General features: G+C 37.3%; 16 protein-coding genes. 4 read left to right on the forward strand and 12 right to left on the reverse strand.

What is annotated here, in order from left to right; genetic code table 11:
- Positions 1-350: 350 nt before the first annotated feature.
- The 6 genes from QWY93_RS16035 to QWY93_RS16060 form a co-directional block, all read right to left on the reverse strand.
- Positions 351-1,763, reverse strand: a complete 1,413-nt coding sequence (locus QWY93_RS16035; protein WP_290249418.1) for a hypothetical protein — start codon at positions 1,761-1,763, stop codon at positions 351-353.
- 554 nt (positions 1,764-2,317) lie between these two features.
- On the reverse strand, positions 2,318-4,003 hold the full coding sequence (locus QWY93_RS16040; RefSeq protein WP_290249419.1) for a DUF6909 family protein: 1,686 nt from the start codon (positions 4,001-4,003) through the stop codon (positions 2,318-2,320).
- A 319-nt stretch (positions 4,004-4,322) separates the two neighbouring features.
- Complete coding sequence (gene msrA / locus QWY93_RS16045; protein ID WP_290249420.1) at positions 4,323-4,895, reverse strand: peptide-methionine (S)-S-oxide reductase MsrA; 573 nt, start codon at positions 4,893-4,895, stop codon at positions 4,323-4,325.
- A gap of 61 nt (positions 4,896-4,956) precedes the next feature.
- Positions 4,957-5,196, reverse strand: a complete 240-nt coding sequence (locus QWY93_RS16050; RefSeq protein WP_290249421.1) for a hypothetical protein — start codon at positions 5,194-5,196, stop codon at positions 4,957-4,959.
- An 11-nt stretch (positions 5,197-5,207) separates the two neighbouring features.
- Complete coding sequence (locus QWY93_RS16055; RefSeq protein WP_290249422.1) at positions 5,208-6,263, reverse strand: PA0069 family radical SAM protein; 1,056 nt, start codon at positions 6,261-6,263, stop codon at positions 5,208-5,210.
- A gap of 321 nt (positions 6,264-6,584) precedes the next feature.
- Positions 6,585-7,127 (reverse strand): class I SAM-dependent methyltransferase, encoded by a 543-nt coding sequence (locus QWY93_RS16060; RefSeq protein WP_290249423.1) that lies wholly within the window; start codon positions 7,125-7,127, stop codon positions 6,585-6,587.
- A 197-nt stretch (positions 7,128-7,324) separates the two neighbouring features.
- On the opposite strand from QWY93_RS16060, the gene QWY93_RS16065 reads away from it, so the two are divergent.
- Positions 7,325-9,253, forward strand: coding sequence for an LTA synthase family protein (locus tag QWY93_RS16065; RefSeq protein WP_290249424.1), 1,929 nt, complete (start codon positions 7,325-7,327; stop codon positions 9,251-9,253).
- On the opposite strand, the gene QWY93_RS16070 is transcribed toward QWY93_RS16065, so the two are convergent.
- The 6 genes from QWY93_RS16070 to QWY93_RS16095 are packed head-to-tail and all read right to left on the reverse strand — an operon-like array spanning position 9,242 to position 15,006.
- Positions 9,242-10,432: a hypothetical protein gene (locus QWY93_RS16070; protein WP_290249425.1), complete on the reverse strand. Its 1,191-nt coding sequence runs from the start codon at positions 10,430-10,432 to the stop codon at positions 9,242-9,244. The two genes, QWY93_RS16065 and QWY93_RS16070, sit on opposite strands and share 12 nt — an antisense overlap.
- The gene (locus tag QWY93_RS16075) at positions 10,432-11,667 is read right to left on the reverse strand and encodes a YaiO family outer membrane beta-barrel protein (RefSeq protein ID WP_290249426.1); all 1,236 of its coding nucleotides are present in this window, start codon (positions 11,665-11,667) and stop codon (positions 10,432-10,434) included. Before QWY93_RS16075 ends, QWY93_RS16070 begins: the two co-directional genes overlap by 1 nt.
- Positions 11,664-12,260 carry a glycosyltransferase family 2 protein gene (locus QWY93_RS16080; protein ID WP_290249427.1) on the reverse strand — a complete coding sequence of 199 codons (597 nt, stop codon included), beginning with the start codon at positions 12,258-12,260 and terminating at the stop codon, positions 11,664-11,666. The genes QWY93_RS16075 and QWY93_RS16080 overlap by 4 nt, the downstream gene beginning before the upstream one ends.
- Complete coding sequence (locus QWY93_RS16085; protein WP_290249429.1) at positions 12,245-13,108, reverse strand: glycosyltransferase family 2 protein; 864 nt, start codon at positions 13,106-13,108, stop codon at positions 12,245-12,247. The genes QWY93_RS16080 and QWY93_RS16085 overlap by 16 nt, the downstream gene beginning before the upstream one ends.
- Positions 13,101-14,636 carry a HEAT repeat domain-containing protein gene (locus QWY93_RS16090; protein WP_290249430.1) on the reverse strand — a complete coding sequence of 512 codons (1,536 nt, stop codon included), beginning with the start codon at positions 14,634-14,636 and terminating at the stop codon, positions 13,101-13,103. Before QWY93_RS16090 ends, QWY93_RS16085 begins: the two co-directional genes overlap by 8 nt.
- A 7-nt stretch (positions 14,637-14,643) precedes the next feature.
- Positions 14,644-15,006 (reverse strand): response regulator transcription factor, encoded by a 363-nt coding sequence (locus QWY93_RS16095; protein WP_290249432.1) that lies wholly within the window; start codon positions 15,004-15,006, stop codon positions 14,644-14,646.
- A 251-nt stretch (positions 15,007-15,257) separates the two neighbouring features.
- Here QWY93_RS16095 and QWY93_RS16100 point away from each other — a divergent pair, with 251 nt between their 5' ends.
- The 3 genes from QWY93_RS16100 (at position 15,258) to QWY93_RS16110 (ending at position 19,647) form a co-directional block, all read left to right on the forward strand.
- Complete coding sequence (locus QWY93_RS16100; protein ID WP_290249433.1) at positions 15,258-16,943, forward strand: amidohydrolase family protein; 1,686 nt, start codon at positions 15,258-15,260, stop codon at positions 16,941-16,943.
- Positions 16,940-18,280 carry an amidohydrolase family protein gene (locus tag QWY93_RS16105; protein WP_290249435.1) on the forward strand — a complete coding sequence of 447 codons (1,341 nt, stop codon included), beginning with the start codon at positions 16,940-16,942 and terminating at the stop codon, positions 18,278-18,280. Before QWY93_RS16100 ends, QWY93_RS16105 begins: the two co-directional genes overlap by 4 nt.
- 68 nt (positions 18,281-18,348) lie before the next feature.
- On the forward strand, positions 18,349-19,647 hold the full coding sequence (locus tag QWY93_RS16110) for an amidohydrolase family protein (protein ID WP_290249436.1): 1,299 nt from the start codon (positions 18,349-18,351) through the stop codon (positions 19,645-19,647).
- Positions 19,648-19,665 lie beyond the last annotated feature (18 nt).

Below are 19,665 nucleotides of genomic sequence, written 5' to 3' on the forward strand. Positions count from 1 at the left end.
GGTTTTGTTCAACTGGTATATTGAAACTGTTTTTTCTAACAAATACAGCGAATTTGCATATCTATATTCGGTTTTCTTGTTTAATAAATTCCCAAAAAACGATGGTACTTCTTTAGTTTTTCTTCCCCTGTTTTGGCGGTAGATTTTTGTTGAAGTTATGCCCAGTAATTATCATTTTGCCCTTCCATTAACAATTAAAACCAAAAAGGGTATTAGATTTATGGTCGAACACAATATCTGGAGAAAGTCCTATCCAGTTTTTACCAATACCTATGTAATGGAATTGCAAATGCAAAACTAATTAAGCCCTCGTTGCAAACGAGGGCCATTTGGTTTTTTACTTTTATTTCTTAATTCTCCTCAATATATTTTTTAAGTCCTGTGGTATCCACATTCCCCTGGATGGACCAGGCGAAATCCAGTAAAAGCTGTCCATCAAATAGACTATCGGAACGGCTTATATAAGCATTCCCAACATAAGGGGTTTGCGAGTTTTTCTTATTGCCCAGGGCATTGGGATCCACAGTGGCCATCCTGTGGCAGCTCATACAATTGGTCCTTACGCCTACATAGGTTTTTATTTGCTCCTCTCCCGTCTGTATATAACTGATGGAATCATTAAAAACTCCCGGGCCAAAGCCAGCTTCCAAATAAGGATTAAAGGCATAATTGGGTTCTCCGGTAATATCCTGCCCTTCATAGGGTTCATTGGGATCCACCATATAATAGGCTACAGACATCGCGTAATTGCTTGGTGCTCCTTGGAGTTCATTTGGACGCATATCGGCAACAGCCTTTGAACTAGGTAATGGTGGATTGGCAGGATCCGGCGTCCACCAAAAGGTTTGCCAGGTCCAGTTGGTGATTTCCCTGGTGCCTACATGCATTCCCACCAGGATGGCTATATCCCCTGGCTTTGCATTAAATTGGTTGCCGCTATTTTCGGTAAACTCCTTATTTAAAAAATAGGCGTCCTCATCATTTATTTTAAAGTGGATAAAATCATCCACATTGTAAATGGAATCCTTTTGACCACTCTGATTGGTGACATCCACCGTAACAAATGTATCCCAATCTTGCTCCGGATAAGCCTCCAATTTATTGGTAGTTCCTGGCCAGAAAGCGATATTGAACAAGGTTTCACCACCTGAGGTGGGCAGTAATTTAAAAACCGGTTTTATGGTGATTGCATTCTTTGGGAAAAAGGGGATTTCCTTTTTGTTTTTATTTGTTGCGATATCATATAGCGTGGTCGCCATAAAAATTTTGTTTTCAATGGCAAAATCCGAAGCTGCAGGACTGTAAGAAACCGACTCAAAAATACTGTCATTGACGGTTTGTTGGCTGGAGGAAAAATGGGTGAATTGATTCGGTTTATTTAAGTTGGCCCGATTGGACCGCTTAATAGGTTGATTATTAATGGAATCAATCATTTCCTCCGGGGTAAGCCAGGTCTCGAAAACCCGTAAATTCCTGGAATCACCCGGAATTTTTTGATCGGTTAATGAGGTAATCCCAGTCCAAATACCCCAGCCATGCAAATAGATCTTGCTTTTGTCTGAATCATGGATCCATTGATTCAGAATTACTGAATCCTCAGGAAAATTAACCCCTTCAATATTAAGTTTTGGAAAATCAGCGGGTTCCACATCATGGTAGGTGAATTGTTTCAAAGCCTGATCAGTCCCTTTTTTCTTTTCCTTACTACATGCCAAAAAGGTTAATAGAAGAACCGCAATAAAATAGTAGCTTTTGTTGTTCATATTCGTTGATTTTTGATTGGTGAAAAAAAATTATAGTGTTATTTATTATATCCTTGTTTGAATAAAAGTCTTCGGATTGGTAAATATTTTGAAACACCTCTGATTATACCAAAAATTCAATTACAAAATAGTTGTTTTATAATGGATGGGCAATTTTTCTTAATTATTATTTTGTTTTATGAACCACGAACTGCACGAATATTTTCTGAATGATTTCAAAGGTTAAATATCAGTTGGACGAAATCATAAAAAGATCAAACTTAATTTCCTCCAAATAAGGCGTTTTTCAATATCGAATTCGAAAATACCCTTAAGGAGTATCATTATTCTAACCAAGGGCCATGAAAAAGCAGGCCCTTGGTGAATTGGTCAACAATTTTCCCGTCATTAGCAGCCAACCCTTTAAATGGTGCTTACAAATTTTCGCTAATGCCTTTAGCCAATAAATAGGGTTTTCAAGGATTCAGCAAACAGATTTCATTCATTACATTGATGGCATTGCAAATCCCGGAGTAATTCAGCCCTCCTTCTAAATGGGGGCTGTTTCGAAAAAATCACTGAATTTCTTTAACTTTTTGTTTAAACAGCTTTTCCAAAATTTTATAGGTGATCAAGTAGGTTGGCCTTACCCCTTCCATCCCAAGACTTCCGGAAGCTAATGTACTGCCTGTTTTTAGTGGATTATCAGAGGCATAATAGGCATAAAGGACTTTTACATTTTTCCTTATGCTTCTTCTTATTTTGCTGGCGGATTGCAGGGCTTTTTGGTAATGGGCCCCTTCCATTTCCAGCCCAATGGCATTCCAGGAGGACTCCATAAAGTATTTCAACACATCGGTATTTTGTAGGGAGGTTCCCAAAACAGTAATCATTGGCCCCTCATAGATGCCCAATCCAAACCCTTCAAAATCTTTGGCTTTTAATTGATTTTTAAAGGGATAATTATCTGCCGTGCCTTCAAAAACATGGCTGGAGGGAATCATTAGATCCCCTTTGTTCCCTTTTAGTATTCCTGCTTTTCCCATAATGGACGCTGAAACCACATCCAGAGGAATCATCTGACCCTCCTTTTCATAAGGTTTTAACAATTCATCAAAACATTCATAAGCTTGTTCTCCAAAGGCATAATCCATCACTAGGATAACAGGCTTTTTCCGCTCCTCCTGCTGTAATTTTACTCCAGGAATTAGGGTGTCCTTCACAAACTTGCTGGTGTCAATCACCTGGGCACCAATATTGGTTCCGGACAGGTCGGGGATATCAATAAATCCATGATGGTTGGCGTATGCCCTGATGTCTTTTGCCCTATTATGTTTGCTATGGGTACTGATATCCAATGCCACCTGTTCTATTTCCTCGAAAGATTCCAAGTTCAAAGCTTGATGACCATAAATGGTATTCATCACACTATGCAGATTAGCGCTGATAATATGAATGGGCCGGTGGAGTAAATCCTCTTCATCCAAGATGGTTTTGATGCGGTTGGCCCACATTTCACCATATACATGGTGACCAATCCTTTCCCTTAGTGTGGCAGAAAAGGAAATTTCTCGATCCTGATCATCCAATACCTCATCAAAGGCCAGTTTCCCCAAGTGATAAACTATTGAAAAGATACTATTTGAATTCCTAGACCTGTTAAAAGCTGTAATAGCCTGGTGAGTTTCATCAAAAGTCCTTCCGGTAATATGGCTTAAATAAGAACAAGCCGCTTCTTCATCAAAGTCCTCGCCATTCTCTTCCTTTTCGACTATTTTGGAAAGCATCAACCAATTCAGGTTGATCTTACCCTTTGCATCTGTGCTGTTGGTTCTGATTTTTTCGGATTCAATGTATAAAAAAGTGAGGTGGGTCATGATATCATAAATATCACTTTTTCCCCTTGTCATTTCTACATACATCTGTTCATGATCCACCCTGTAACAGTTTCTCCTCCTTTTACTGGGAACCAGGGTTTCAAAATCAGAATGTTCATACCCTTCCCTACTTATCAATCTAACATATTGACATTCTTCGATGCCTCTGGGAAGCCGTTCCATTACATATAAAAGTCCATCCAGCTCTACTTTTTCTTTGTCGGTGACCAGGCCATAGATTTCCGGGCGCAGTACCAGCAAAGCATTTACCAGGGATTCCCCTGAGACCCCCATCGGTTTATAGGATCCACGGATAAACAAATGTCTCATAGTAATATATAACCGCTCAATGGCAGACCTGGACTCTTGGGCTCTAGTTCTCATAGACCTTTAATTTATGAATTTTTTTTACCTCCTTGGGAATCTGTCAACAGTCGACTGTTGGATCAAATTTGATTTGAAAATAAATTTCCTTCTTTATAAAAATAAGATTTTTGTTAAAAATACCGAATCATTTAATGGGTATGCTTTTAAGGAATGAACTTGATAAAGGTACTTAGTTTTCATTTTTAAGAGAGTTAAAATAAAATTCCCCTTTGAAAAAAACCTTATTGAAAAGATTACGAATCCTTGTTTTAAAAAGATTTGATATAGCAACTTTTGGTCCTCGTTTTAAGGGAGGGCAAAAAGAAAAAGGTTTAATTCATTTTATCCTCTCCCCAAAATATTGTTTGAATTTTTCCACCTTTGGTCGAATAACCATTTGGCAATAGGGTGCCTGTTTGTTGGTTTCATAATATTGTTTATGGTAATCTTCTGCTGGATAAAAATTAGAAAATGGAGTGATTTCTGTCACAATGGGATCAGAAAAAACATCAGAATTATTCAATTGTTTTTTCAACTCTTCCGCTATTTCTTTTTGTTTATCAGAATGATAAAAAATTGCAGAACGGTATTGAGCTCCAACATCTGCCCCTTGTCTGTTCAAAGTGGTGGGATTATGAGTGGACCAAAATATTTTCAAAATTTCAGAAAAAGGCAAGATTTGGGGATCATAAGCAAACTGTATAACCTCCGCATGGCCGGTAGTTCCTGTTACCACATCTTGATAACTTGGATCTTCGATATGTCCACCACTGAATCCGGGAAGCAGGTTTTTCACCCCTTTTAGTTTTTCAAATATTGCTTCGACACACCAAAAGCATCCAGCTCCCAAAGTGGCAAGCTCATAACCTTCCGGAATTTCTCTTGTTTCTGTTTTCGGTAGTTCCTTCATGGGTTGTAATTATTTCTTTATGGTTAGTTTAAAGTGATTGAATATATTTAAAGGTTCGATATCAGCCTTTCACGAGAATTTTTGTTTTTTCATTAGGTTCTTCTCTGGCACTTTTTCCCTGCTCATCTAGCAAAACAATTTTACCTTCCTTTTGTAATTTATCCAAAGTTTCCAAAAGGTCTGGGATAAACCGTTGCCAATCCTGGGGATAAACCCATTTAATTATTTCTAAGGCTAAAAATGGTTCTTTTTTTCTTTGTCTTCCCAGTTCCAAGATGGCAATTTCAAGAATGTCAGTCATATTGTTTCCTTTTAAAATAAACGAGTTTGGCCGTCAGGACAAAATGCTTGTAGATTAAATGGAGGCATTTTACGGCCATTCATAAATTTCTTTACGGAAAGTTGGAATACACGGTTGATCATTTGTGCTATGGGCCCCTCTCCTTTTATTCTTCTTCCCCAATCGGTATCGTTTAATTGGCCACCGTGTACTTCTTCAATTTGATGAAGAACTTTTTGGGCCCTATCAGGAAAATTTTCCCAAATCCATTGGGAAAAGACTTCCTTTACCGTTCCATTGAGTCTCACAATGGTGTACCCAGCTTTTAAAGCTCCTGCATTTGCCGTTTTCTCAATGATTTTTGGGATATCTTCAGAATTGAGGGAAGGAATGATCGGTGCCACCATTACTCCACATGGGATCCCCTTTTGTGTAAATTCTCCTATCAAATCTATTTTTTTCTGGGGTAGTGCTGTTCGGGGCTCCAGTTTTAACTTAAGCTTTTGATCCAAATGATTAATGGACATATAAACATGTACCAAATTATTCCTGGCCAATTCTTCTATGATACCTGAATCCCTGGCAATTAGGGTGTTTTTGGTAATAATGCTTACGGGATGTTTGACTTTAAGACAAAGTTCAAGGATTTTTCGGGTAAGTTGATACTTTTTTTCTGCCGGTTGGTAACAGTCTGTATTTCCGGAAAGCATTATAGGCTTGGGTTGGTAATTCTTCTGGGAAAATTGCTTTTCCAAAGCTTCCACAATATTGTATTTGACCATGATATTGGTCTCAAACCCTAAACCAGCATCAAAGCCCCAGTATTGGTGGGAATTTCTGGCGTAACAATAAACACAACCATGCTCACAACCTTGATAGGGGTTAACAGAATAATCCAATGGAAGATCCGGGCTATTGTTTTTGCTGATCCCCTGCTTGGCCATTTCAGAAAAATATTTGGTAACTGGCCTGTCCAAATATTTTTCCTCATCAACCCCCTCATCATGTTCAACAACTATTTTCCTCTTTATATAGGGATTGTGGGGGTGAGAGTGGGCACCTCTTCCTTTGTATTTATCCTCTTTCATCAAAGCCAATTTACCTTTTTATCCCGAGGGATAAAACCCCATGACATGGATTGTCTCAAAAGGATGGGGAAGCTTTTTACTTAAACATTTTAAACCCTAAAAAACTTTGAAGATTAATTTTGATTGCAAAAAAGCCGGATTTTGATAAAGATATTTTTTCTTCAAATAAGATAATATATCCTTCTTAATCCAGGTTCCCACTTGCAATTTCCAACCAACTGATCCAATCTGGTAGCCCTTTAAACCAACTATATTAATTGCCCTTTTACTAGCTATACAAATATTCTAATTTACCACTTTATTTTTTCCCAAATAGGTTGATTAATTGCAAATCATAATAAATGCTGGGGGGAAATTTTTTAGGGTAAAAGCAGTTTTGATGCTTTTAAAGTAATTGGCAAATTGGAATTTTAATAGGTAAGAGTAGCAAATCTGTATAAAGTAACCTTGTGAATCAAGATGAGTTCTTGATTTTTTATAGATTTCAATCCTGGATTCCTTGGGGATTAAGCTAAAAGGCAAAGAGGAAAAGATCAAATCGGCAGATTTACCATTAAGGTATCGATCCATATTTTCTGCCGAATCACATATAATTTGAATATTTTTATGCTTAAATTCTTTCCTTAAATTGTCACAGAAAGCCTTGCTAATTTCAAATACCAACAACTGAGCATCATCTTCCATTCTTTCAATAATCCCACGGGTAATACTACCATCTCCACCTCCAAGTTCTATTATTGTTTTTGCCCCCTTAAAGTTGGCAAAGGACAGCATTTTGTTCACCAATGACTTAGAACTAAATGTAACTGCCCCAGTTGTTTTGATGTTTGAAAACAGTTCTTTAATTAGGGAACCTTTATTCATTTTTGATGATCTAATTTATTTTACAATATAGCTAATTTATAAGAATAAATATTTAAATAATTAGTTAATTAGCACTTCAAAATTACGTCAATTTTCAAATAAAGATGGACCAAAAAGCAGCGATTCAATCCAAATTAATTGCCAATATTACGAGGAATTTGACTAGGTTTTGGCAAATAAGCGTAATTTTTCTTTTAATGATGCTGACACTTGGTCTTTTTGAAGTGTTTTGGGTCAGTGAAATCCATGACATTAATATTGAGGATCAGGAGGTTATTTGGTTCAATGTTTTTGAAACATTCCAATGGGGAATTTATGTAATTGGTTTCTTTTTAATAGTCCAGTTCTTTATGGGCTTGGTACTTCCTAAGCTTTCCTATTTCTTATTGAAATTGATATTAAGCCTGTTGGTGATTTTCGAATTGGGGCTTATTTTTTATTTTTCCAAAACTCTCGTTCCTTTGGGGTCTGATTTATTTGCCTATTCAGTAAAAGATTTATATGATACAGTGGCTGCATCAGGTGCGCTCAATTACTTTATGTTAATAGGATTGGCGGGGTTGATTTTAGTAATTTACCTTTTGTTGGAAGCTGGGAAAATAATCCCATACAAAAACTCTTTTGTAATTATTTTTTCGGGACTGACTTATTTTTTATTGTTGTTTTTTTACCTGCTTCCGGAATTAAAAGCAAAGGATCTTTCAGAAATAGAAAATAACCTAAGCCAAAATAAATCCCTGTACTTTTATGAGGCTACATATAATTACTTCTCAACTTCCTCCCATATTTATTTCGACTTTTACCTCTCCAATGAGGGTAATAAAAATCAATTAGTGGAAAAAGAATTTACCAATTCCACCTACCCTTTCTTACATAAAAATAAATACCCTGATGTGTTGGGACCCTTTTTTCATGAATTTGACACCTTGCCCGATATTGTTTTTGTATTGGTAGAGGGGTTGGGGAAGGCATATTCTGGTAAAAATGCTTATTTGGGTAGTTTTACTCCTTTCCTGGATTCACTGGCTGAAAAGAGCTTAAATTGGGAAAATAACCTCTCCACCACTGGAAGAACTTTTGGTGTTTTGCCTGGGATTTTTGGTTCCCTGCCATTTGGAAAACATGGATTTCAGGAAGCAATGCCTTTCCCAGACCATTATACGTTATTGTCTTTGCTAAAAGCCAATGGCTACCAGGTGAACTATTTTATTGGTGCAGATAAAAATTTTGATAATGTAGGCCCATTTTTAAATTACCAGAATGTGGACCAACTTATAGATATGGGAGGTTTTGATCCTGATTTTTCCCAGACTCCTTCCTCCTCTGGTTTTTCATGGGGGTATCCTGACAAAGCTTTATTCCAAAATGGACTCCGGCATCTCCCTGAAACTGAAATGCCCCAATTGAATATTTTCCAAACCCAATCTTCCCATGACCCCTTTGTACTTCCAAATCAAGGTCATTATAATCAAAAATTTAATGATTTTTTAAGGAAACAGGGCTACACGCACTCCTCTATTAATCATCAAAATTATCAGAAAGAACTTGCAAGTATCCTTTATGTTGATGAGGCCATAAAAGCGTTTTTTGAGGAATACATGAAAAGGCCTGGAGCAGAAAATTCAGTGTTTATCATAACCGGGGATCACCGTTTGCCTGAAATCCCCATTTCTACGAAAATAGACCGGTTTCATGTTCCATTAATCATTTATTCTCCAAAACTTAAGCAAGGGAGAACAATGAATGCCGTTAATACGCATTTTGAAATCACTCCAACCCTATTGAGTTTTCTTGAAAATCAATACCCATTGGAATTGCCAGAAAATGTAGCCTGGAGAGGGTATGTTTTGGATACTGCCGTAGGTTTCCAATCCAGAATGGATCATGCCCTTATGAGGAATAAAAACCAATTGATGGAATACATTGATGGTGAGTATTTTTTATCCAACCAAGAGCTTTATAAAATTCAGGATCAAATGGGCTTGACACCCCTGGAAAATGAAAGGAAATTTGACCAACTCCAGATCAAGTTTAATGATTTCAAAAGTAAGAATAACTATGCTATGAGTAATAACCGGATCATTCCCCCTGAGGAATCAGAATTAACCAATAGGCTATTTCCTTAAATGCTTTTTTGTAATATGATTTAATAATGGAAAATAATAATTCCAGTAAAATGATGTCCTGTTGGAATAATCAAACCTGTGGGTAGTCATTTTTTTTAACCAGGGAAAACCTGCAAAGGAAGATGTTTTCATCCCAATAGGGTTGTCCGCAAAATCCCCGGTAAAATAATAGATATCCCCTTCCCCATTTTTTCTGTGGATGGTAGCTGGAAAATATTGGGGAAGCCCCATTTCCTGCAGTTTTTTCAATCCGCTTTTATTGGGACTTAAATCAATATAAGAAATGACTTCATAATCGCGGGAAATTCGGATGATCTCAAACCAATATGGAAAATTTACAGATTTGGGAAGTGGAATTTCAGTTTGACTATTATATGGACTGGTTACATGCGGAACCTCAATGGTAAGGTCTTCACCAAATTTAAGAATTTCCACCTGTCCGGATTCATGAACAAATACCTGTCCGGAACCTTTAAAATGCCAGATATTCCCATGTTGGTTTTTATAATTTTTAATGAGCCAATTTGGCAATTCTTCATTCACCAAGGTATCCAGTTCATCAAAATACCTGCTGATCCAACCTGTCCAACGAATCTTCATCTTTTTTTCAAAGGATAACCTAAGGTCTTCCTGGGTCGGTGCCCCCATGGAATTAAATTCAGCAATGACAAGCTTTTTCTTTTTGATCAACTGGTCCAAAAGTTCTAGATCATTTTCAGTCAATCCACCATATATTTTTTTTGAAATTTTTCCAGTCTTTTGATCGCTAAAATCAGCATCATAAACCCCGTAGGAATCCACTAAATAAAAAGCATCCGTATTTATTGCCAAGCTATCTATTTGTTTGGCGGAATACCCACTCAAATCTCTTATGGTATGTGGAGCATTTTCCTTTGGAAAAAAACCCAAATAATCTTCTTTGAAGTTATAGGGAAGGCCATTTGGTTTATTAATTTTCAAATGATTTAAAGTCCAAAAAATAGCCCTATGTTCTAACCTTTCCTCATCGGGCACAGTTTTGTCCAAAATGGTAAATTGATGGGAAAAGGAAGGTTTTACTTTCCAGATTAAATGGCTAATAGCAGGGATGATAAATATGGGAATCGAAATTATTAAAATGACAAAAAGGGACCATCGCCATTTCTTTTTAATATAAATATAAGGAGTTCGGTTTTCCATTAAAATCGAAATTCAGATCCTACAGAAATATTAAAATTGGGTCGAAAATTGCCTGAGCTGATTTCATCCTGGGAATATCTTATATTAGCAAATCCCATCCAATGACTTGACCAAAGTTGCTGATAGCCAACTCTAGCACCATATGAGCCCAATAATTCCCTTTGAAGATATCCTTCCTCCTCATCAGCTGAAATCCCTGAACTTATCCGGAAGCTGAAAAAATCCTCTGCCCCTTTGAAATAATACCTGGCTTGGAAATTCCCGCTGAATGCCCCTCCTTCCTGTGAAGGGACATGATTTCCACGCAGGTTGAGCCACCAATTGCCAGTATATTTACCCAAAGAGGCTGTAAAAATATGGGTACTGGAGGTGAATTTTAGGTTTCTGTACCCAATATCCAACTCCAAAGCTTTGGGTAAATTCCAATAAATTGACCCTCCAAATCGGAAATCAGGAAAAAAAGATGCTTTGGAAAAGCCAACATTTAAATAGGCATAACTATTCTCACCCAAACTAGGATAAGCATCAAGCTCAAATTGATTTCCATTGGTTCCAAACCGGTTGGAATGAGTGACCCGGCCAATTACACTTCCAAAGCTTTTGATGGTCTTTCTTCCATAAAATCTATAAGTCTGCCAGGGAGCAATTTGACCATCATAACTATCATGGTCAAATAGAAGCCCAACTGCATTGGAAATGGACAATCGCTTTAGTTTTTGGATAAAGGAAAGTAACCCTTCCATTTTTGGATTTTTTTCATAAAGCTTCTCCGTTAACCTAAGGGCTTTTCCATATGATTCCCTATAATACGCCAACTTGGCTTTTCTGTATTCAATTTTGGATGAAGGTGGTTTTAAATTTTCAAAAGCTCTATCAAGCACAATTTCAGCTTTATCATATTGTCCAGCCCAAAATAAATTATCCAAATATCCAACATAGGCATCCTCATAGCTTGGACTTTTTTCCAATGCTTCTTCAAAATATACAGAGGCAGAATCATTTTTCCCCTCCCAACTGTATATCCTTCCTATTAGGATCCAAACATCACTGTAACCTGGATATTTTTCGACTATCCTCTTGGACAGCTGGATAGCTTCCTTCCTTTTTCCATCAAAAGCCAATTCCCTTGCTTCCCCAAATTTTTTATCCGGATTATTAATCTCCTGGCCATAGGTACTTATAGAAAGGGGAATCCATAATATAGCAGTGGAAATAAAAATAAATATTATCCTCATGGTTTTACTCTTCTATTGGTACTCCTTGCAAAGCCGGTCCTGACCATTTCTCCCCATCCGCCTTTTCCTTTAATAAAATTCCAATGCCCCTGTATGCACCACCACATTAACCTGGGATGAATCAGCAAGGGCTCTTTCAAAATGGTAATGATCAGTTTTCTCAAACCTCCCTTATGTTTGTATCGGTTAAAGGCTAACTCTTCGAAAAATATACTCAAAGAGGAAAGCATCACTGAGAAAACATAAATTAAGGTGAAAAGCCCAATGAAATAAAGGGCACTAAAATCTCCCTTCAAAATTAGGACAAATGTATAAAGTACCCCTATTAATTCAATTAATGGCGCATTTTTTTCGAATATACTCCAAAAAGGGAAAGAAACCATTCCTAAAAACCCATACTTTGGATTAAAGTTCATGGTTTTGTGGAGCTGAAGGGTTTCAATGGTACCACGCATCCAGCGATTCCTTTGCCTTTTTAAAATTTCTCCAGATTCCGGCACTTCTGTCCAGCATAGTGGATCTGAAACAAAACCAACCTTGTAGGGAAGTTTCTGTTCTTCCATATATCTTCTCATTCTCACGACCAATTCCATGTCTTCTCCAACCGTTTGGGGAAATAACCTCCCACTTTGATCACCGTTTCTTTGTCAAAAAATCCGAAAGCTCCAGAGATCAACAAAAGACCATTTACCCTGGACCATGCCATTCTACCTAATAAAAATGACCTGAAATATTCCACTACCTGAAACCTTCCCAAGGTAGTTTCCGGAACCCTGTACCGAACCACGGTTCCATCCTTAATATCGCAATTATTAGCAATGCCAATTCCTCCTCCCACGGCTATTACCTTTTTTCTGGTTTCCTCCAAAAAAGGCCGGATCATCCTGGCAATGGAATCATTGGCTAGAATACAATCCACATCTATACTGGCAATTAACTCTTTGGAAGATATATTGATACCTGCATTTAAGGCATCCGCTTTCCCTCCATTTTCTTTATCAACTATGGTTAGCTTACTAAAAGAAGGGTTGGAGGATCTGTAAATGGCTTTAATGGGTTTGGTGGAAATAACCTTTTCAAAAGCATAAGCTGTTTTCTTAAGGTCAAAATGCTCGATCAAAATGTCCATGGAATTATCCTTACTCCCATCATTTACAACAATCACTTCAAATTTGCTATAGTGAAGGGATAAAAGACTTCTTACATTTTGTACTATTGTTTTACCCTCGTTATAGGCAGGAGCGATGATACTTACCCCAGGGCCAACCGGGGTTGTGATGACATCTTTATAATCGACAAATTTATTTTTCTTGATTTGTTCCATTAATTCCCAGCCTGATAGTCCTGTAATCACCATATAAATCAAGATGACCGCAAAACTGTACAGCAAGAAAAATATCCCCATAAAATGGAGGATCCAATCAAATAATAAATTATACATAATCAAACATGGGGTCTTTCAGGTGGTCTCTGATGGCAATAACCTCTTTGAAAGGCATATTTTCCGTAAATTCTTCAAATTTATCCGGGGCCAAGGCCAATAAGCCGGTTAAAATGGTTTTTGTCAGTTCAAAACCTAGGTTTCCTTCTTTTAGTCGATTTACCATTAATTGTACTGAATCCTCATTTCCAATATCTTTTAATACATCTGCAGCAATAATGGCAATTTCTTTGGATTGGGTTAAAAAAGCCTCATTGACCAATTCCACCTCGGTGAAGGCAGACAAAGATTTAATGGTTGAAAGTATCTCCTGCTTTTCCTCTTCAGTGGATTGGAAAAACATTCTGGATAAGTGGGGAATAATTTCAAATTTCCCCAAATACCTGACCAACCTAATCCCAAAAACCCTAACAGTGTTGTTTTTGGATTCCAATAAGGGGATCAGGTCAATTTTTTCCTCAGTGGCAATATATTTAATCACCCGATAAATGGACATTTGCTGCCATTTGGAAAGAGGGTATTTTTGTTTAGCTAAAAATTGTAAATCCTTATTCGGGGAAAGATTAAGTAATGCAATAACAGCATTGGTCCTTACGATATGGTTTTTGTTTGATGCCAAGGGTTCTATATAAGGAATTGCAGCTATAACATCCATTTCATTAGATTCCACAATTCCGGAACTTAGGGTATCCCATTTCCTGCTTTTTAACTTATTTATGGTTAAATGATTAAGGTTTAAACAGTTATAAATTAACTTTAACCGGTCCTTGAACTCTCCCTTCAAGTTCTTGTTTAAGCTGATGATTTCCTTAAGTAATGTTTCCTTGAATAATTTTTTTGGGAAATGTTGAGCAGGAAATAATTTACTCATGTTCAAAAAATCCATTTCTTCCATTTCTTCCATGCTGCTTTCCATCAATAAAAAGGACAATGGGGACTGGCACATTCTTTGGAATTTTTTGGTCTGGGTATTTTTCCGGACATTTTTTGCCCTGACCACCACCAGGAAAAATAATAGCACAATAAATGTTACAAAAAACAGGGCCATTATCCCTATTAAAAACACAAATTTGATATCATTAAAAATCTTGGACTTTAATTTATAAAAAGGCTGAAAAGGAATCCTATTGGCTTCTAAAATAAGTGAATTGTCAAAATTTTGATCCGCCTTCTCCGTAACCAATTCATTTTTCCTCAGCAAATTCACATATTCCTGAACTTCTGGAAAACTTGATATTTGGTTAAAAATGTAAAATTGTATGGAGCCTTTCTTTTGTGAAAAATCATTTAAGGAATCTAAAACTCGAATTGCCTCCCTATAATTTTTGGTTGCTTTTATTACTGGTTGACCCTTCCCCTCAGATTCAGGCTTTACTACTTGAAACCTTAATCCCTGTAAGGGACTGTATGCCCTTAAATAATCCAAGGTCTGAACAGAATCCTGCAATGCCTGGGCAGCATTGTTATGTTTCATCCCGGCGAAAACAAGGAAAACTGTTATAATAATAAATGCATTAAATCTAATCATGCATCATTTAATTCTTAAAAAGCCTTTTTACCCTAATAGCTAATTCATTGGGGTTAAAGGGTTTAGGAACAAAATCGGATACCCCCAGGTTAAAAGCTTCCATGACAGTGCCTTCCTCCTCACCCAATGAACTTAAAACAATAATTGGGGTGTCTGGTCTTTTGTTTCTGGCATATTCAATGATTTCAATTCCGCTTTTAAAAGGAACCATAATATCAGTGATGATCAGATCGGGATTAATATCATCAATAGCCTCTATTCCTGCATTCCCATTATCAGCCAATTTGATATTATGCCCATCTTTTTTAAGGCGAAATTCCACCATTTTTAAGATCAACTGATCATCCTCAATTACTAAAATATTTTTCATATACCAATTTTATTCCTCTTTTCACTTTAAAAATAGATACTTTTATTAACATTTCTTAACCTAATATACCACTTGTCACAAAAGGAACTCTAACTTATTTTTTTCATATACCTGTAATAATATTTCACATCTATATTTTTGCTTTTGTATAGGGAAATCGACCGATAAGAAAATTTCATTTATTAGAAAATAAATCTTTTGTTTAGCTTGCAGGACATTTCTGTTTGATAAATCAAGCTAATACATTAGGTATGTTGAAGCGATTAAATGCCTTAATTCAATTGTTGGTTTGGTTCTTTTTCCTCCAGTCCAGCCTTTCTTTAGCTCAAAGTGATAATACTGGCAAAAAAAGGATTACAGGAACTTATGCAATTACCAATGCCACTATTATTCCTTCTCCGGGTAAAATAATTTCCAATGCCACCTTGGTTTTTAAGGATGGATTAATCATTGAAGTAGGAAAAAACCCCAATATCCCAATTGATGCCAAGGAAATTAAAGGGGATTCCTTATATGTATACCCTGGTTTTATTTCCCTTGCAGCCAATATTGCTGTATGTGAACCTGAGAAAATTAAAAAGCCTGATGATTTTGACCCTATTAATCCTCCCAGTGATTACGGGGGAATCACCCCCTACCGAAATGCTATCGATTATTGGAACCCGAAAAGTGAGGAAATCAGCCAATGGAGGGGATTAGGTTTTACGATGGCACAAATACTTCCTTATGGGGAATTGTTACCTGGAAAAACAGCCCTAGTAATCCATGGTGATAATTCCAATTCAAATTATGTCATCAAAGACTCCGGTTTATTCAGTCAATTTAGGACCCGGCGCAGAACTTATCCTGGTACCACTTTGGGCATGATGGCCAAATGGAGAGAACTTTACCAAAAAGCTCAATTGGCCTTGGAAAGGGACAAAACCTTTATTAATGAAATTTCCGGAGTAACCAGACCCAATAGGGATCCAGTATTAGAAGCTTTATATCCAGTTATTGACAAAAAATCACCAGTGGTATTTGAGGTGGACAATGAATTGGAAATGTTAAGAGCCTTAAAGCTAAAGAAAGAACTTGGCTTTTCTTTACTACTGACTGATGTACATGAAGGAAAACATTTAATTCCTGAAATTAAACAATCGGGTGCACATGTTGCACTTTCCCTCAAGCTGCCGGAAGATAAACCTTCCCAAAAAGAATTGGAAGATCCTACTCCTACCCAAAAAGCCAATCTTTTACGGGTTCAAGCAGCCTATAAAGATGCACTTCAATTGGCTGGATCATTTGAAAGTGCCAAAATTCCCTTTGGTTTCAGCACCCAGCGACTAGATAAAGGGGATTTTATAAAAAATATTCGGTTAATGATAAATCAAGGCCTAAGTGAATCAGGGGCCCTTGCCGCTTTGACCCTTAATGCAGCCAATATTTTAGGAATATCAGAATACTGTGGAAGCATTGAAAAGGGGAAATGGGCCAATTTGGTGGTCACTACCGATAGTCTTTTTAAAGAAAACTCCGAGATAAAATTTGTTGTGGCCGATGGTTATGTTTTTGAATTAGAAGATAGCGAAGCAAAATCTGCAAAAACCAAAGCACTAGAGGGAAAATGGGAATATACATCAGAAACGCCAGGAGGGAAATCTTCAGGAATCATTACCCTTCGGAAAGAAACAGATGATTGGAAGGGAACTATTACCATAGATGATCCGGAGGGAAGTGGAAAAATCACTAAAATGCTGGATGATATCGAAGTGGATGGGGAAATGGTGAATTTTTCTTTTAAAGTTATGGTGAAAGGGCAATTTCTGGTGGTTAAGATTGAAGGAAAATGGTCAGCGGAAAAAATAGAAGGTGAAATGAAAGTGAAGGATTTTGGGAATTTCCCCATAAAAGCAAAGAAAAAACCAGAAACATCTGCTAAATCATGGAAATTATGAAAAAGCAGGGAAGCTTACTGATGACAATTCTTGTGTTTTTGAGCTTATTTGAAGGATTTGCACAAATCCCAAAAGGGAATGTATTGATCAAAAATGCCCATTTGTTGACCATTACCCAAGGGGAATTGGAAAATACGGACCTTTGGGTAAAAGATGGTCTAATTCACAAAATAGGGAAAGATATCAAGATTAAAAATATTGAAACAATTGATGCTGATGGAATGTATGTAATGCCCGGAATTATTGATGCGCATTCACATATTGCCCTGGATGACATAAATGAAGCTACCAATCCGATTACTGCAGAAGTTCAAATGAAGGATGTGGTAAACCCTTATGATATCAGCATTTATAGGGCTTTGGCAGGAGGAACTACTATTTCCCATGCCATGCATGGATCTGCAAATGCCATTGGGGGCCAAAATGTAACCCTAAAACACAGGTGGGGCCACAGAAAACCCTCAGAATTAATCATGGAGGATGCACCCAGGACTATAAAGTTTGCTCTTGGAGAAAACCCTATCAGGGTTCATGGAAGCCGACAAAATATCCAGCCCAATACCAGAATGGGAGTGGCAGAGGTTATTAGAAATGGATTTCAGGAGGCCCTGCAATACCAAAATGAATGGGAGCACTACCGGGAAAATAAAAATGATAGGAAAGTAACTCCTCCTGATTACAGTTTAAGATTGGAAACCCTAGCGGATATTTTAGATGAGGAAATTATTATCCACTGCCATTCCTACAGAGCTGATGAAATCTATATGCTCATCAAAGTTTGCCAGGAATTTGGAGTGGAAAAAATTGTTTTTTCACATGCCAACGAAGGTTTTAAGGTGGCCCCTGAGCTAGCCAAATTTTCCATGGGAGCCTCCGTTTTCAGTGATTGGTGGGCCTATAAGTTTGAGGTATATTATTCCACAGCTTACAATGCAGCCATCTTAACGGAGAATGGCGTGAGTACTTCTATCAATTCAGACTCTGGAGAATTAATCCGTCATTTATACCATGAGGCTGCCAAAACCCAGCGTTATGGAGGACTTTCAGATCAACAAGCCCTTGCTTTAATTACCATCAACCCAGCAAAACAGTTGGGAATAGATGATTTTGTTGGTTCCTTGGAGGAAGGAAAACAGGCTGACCTGGTTATTTTTAAAGGACATCCCCTATCCATTTATGCCATTCCTCAAATGACTTTTGTGGATGGAATTAAATATTTTGATATCCAGGATGACAAAAATGACCAACGTTTAAAAGTAGATCCCGAACAATTGATTGAGCCTGTTTATAAAGACAATTCAAGCAAAAGCTGCATGTATGGAACTGAACATTTTTAACAAATTCAATCTTTCAACTCATAAAAAATAAGATCATATATTGCTGATTATAAGATATTTAAAACAATATGTTAAGAATTTACTTTATCCTTGGCTGCTTTCTCTATTTGCTTTTCCCTGGTCATTCCTGGGGACAAATTGAAGGAGAAATTATTAAGGCTAAAAAAGGAAAGTTCTTGTTAAGAGGAGGAACGGTAATTACAGTAACCCAAGGGACCTTTGAAAATACTTCCGTTTTATTGAAAGATGGGAAAATATTAGAAATTGGAAAAGAAATTCCTACTGATGATGTGGAGATTATCCCTTGCGAAGGCCAATATATCTATCCTGGCTTTATAGATGCAGGGACCAGATTGGGTTTGGTGGAAATAGGATCATTATCAGAAACCAGGGATTATAAGGAAATTGGAAAAATTACGCCCCAAATGGAGGCTTTAAATGCCATAAACCCTAATTCGGTATCTATTCCCATCACCCGGGTGAGTGGAGTAACGACGGTATTGACATTCCCTTCAGGAGGCCTTTTTCCAGGTACAGCTTCCCTTATTAATCTAAATGGATATACCCCTGAACAAATGTTTGCTGGATTTAAGGGGGTGGTCCTGGAATTTCCTTCTTCTGAAAGAAAGAACCGATGGGACAGAAGAACTGAAGAGGAAATCAAAAAAGAATTGGAAAAGGAGATGAAAAGCTTGAATGAAATCTGGGAAAAAGCCATGCTTTACCAAGATCTTTCAGCCAAAAAAGCGAAACTCCAATATTACCCTGAGATGAGTCATTTGGCAAAAGTAGTGAATGGAGAATTTCCCTTGCTTATTGAAGTAAACAAGGCTTCTGACATTATCAGAGCCATCAAATGGGTTAAAGACAAAAAAGTTAAAGCTATTTTTATGGGGGTTGCAGAAGGCTGGAGAGTGGCTGAAAAAATTGCAACTGCTGAGATTCCAGTTATTATCGGGCCTGTCCTATCCCTACCTCCAAGGCAATCTGATCGCTATGATGCTGCTTATACTAACCCCGGTGAGCTGGTAAAAGCAGGTGTAAAAGTTGCTTTGAGGACTTCTGACGCAGAAAATGTGAGAAACCTACCTTTTAACGCAGGCTTTGCAGCAAATTATGGAATGGGGAAAGAAAGTGCCTTAAAGGCTATTACCATAGTTCCTGCTGAAATTTTTGGAGTGGATGATCAGTTAGGGTCGATTGAACCTGGGAAATCCGCTACCCTCTTTATTTCAAATGGAGACCCATTTGAACCCCAAACCAAAATCAAACATGTTTTTATAGAAGGATATAAAATCCCTATGACCAATAGACAAATAAGATTGTATCAGGAGTTTTTGGAAAGACAACCTGGATTGGTTGAATAAGCTGTCCGGCATTTACCT

The sequence above is a fragment of the Echinicola jeungdonensis genome, from assembly GCF_030409905.1.
GTDB lineage: Bacteria > Bacteroidota > Bacteroidia > Cytophagales > Cyclobacteriaceae > Echinicola > Echinicola jeungdonensis.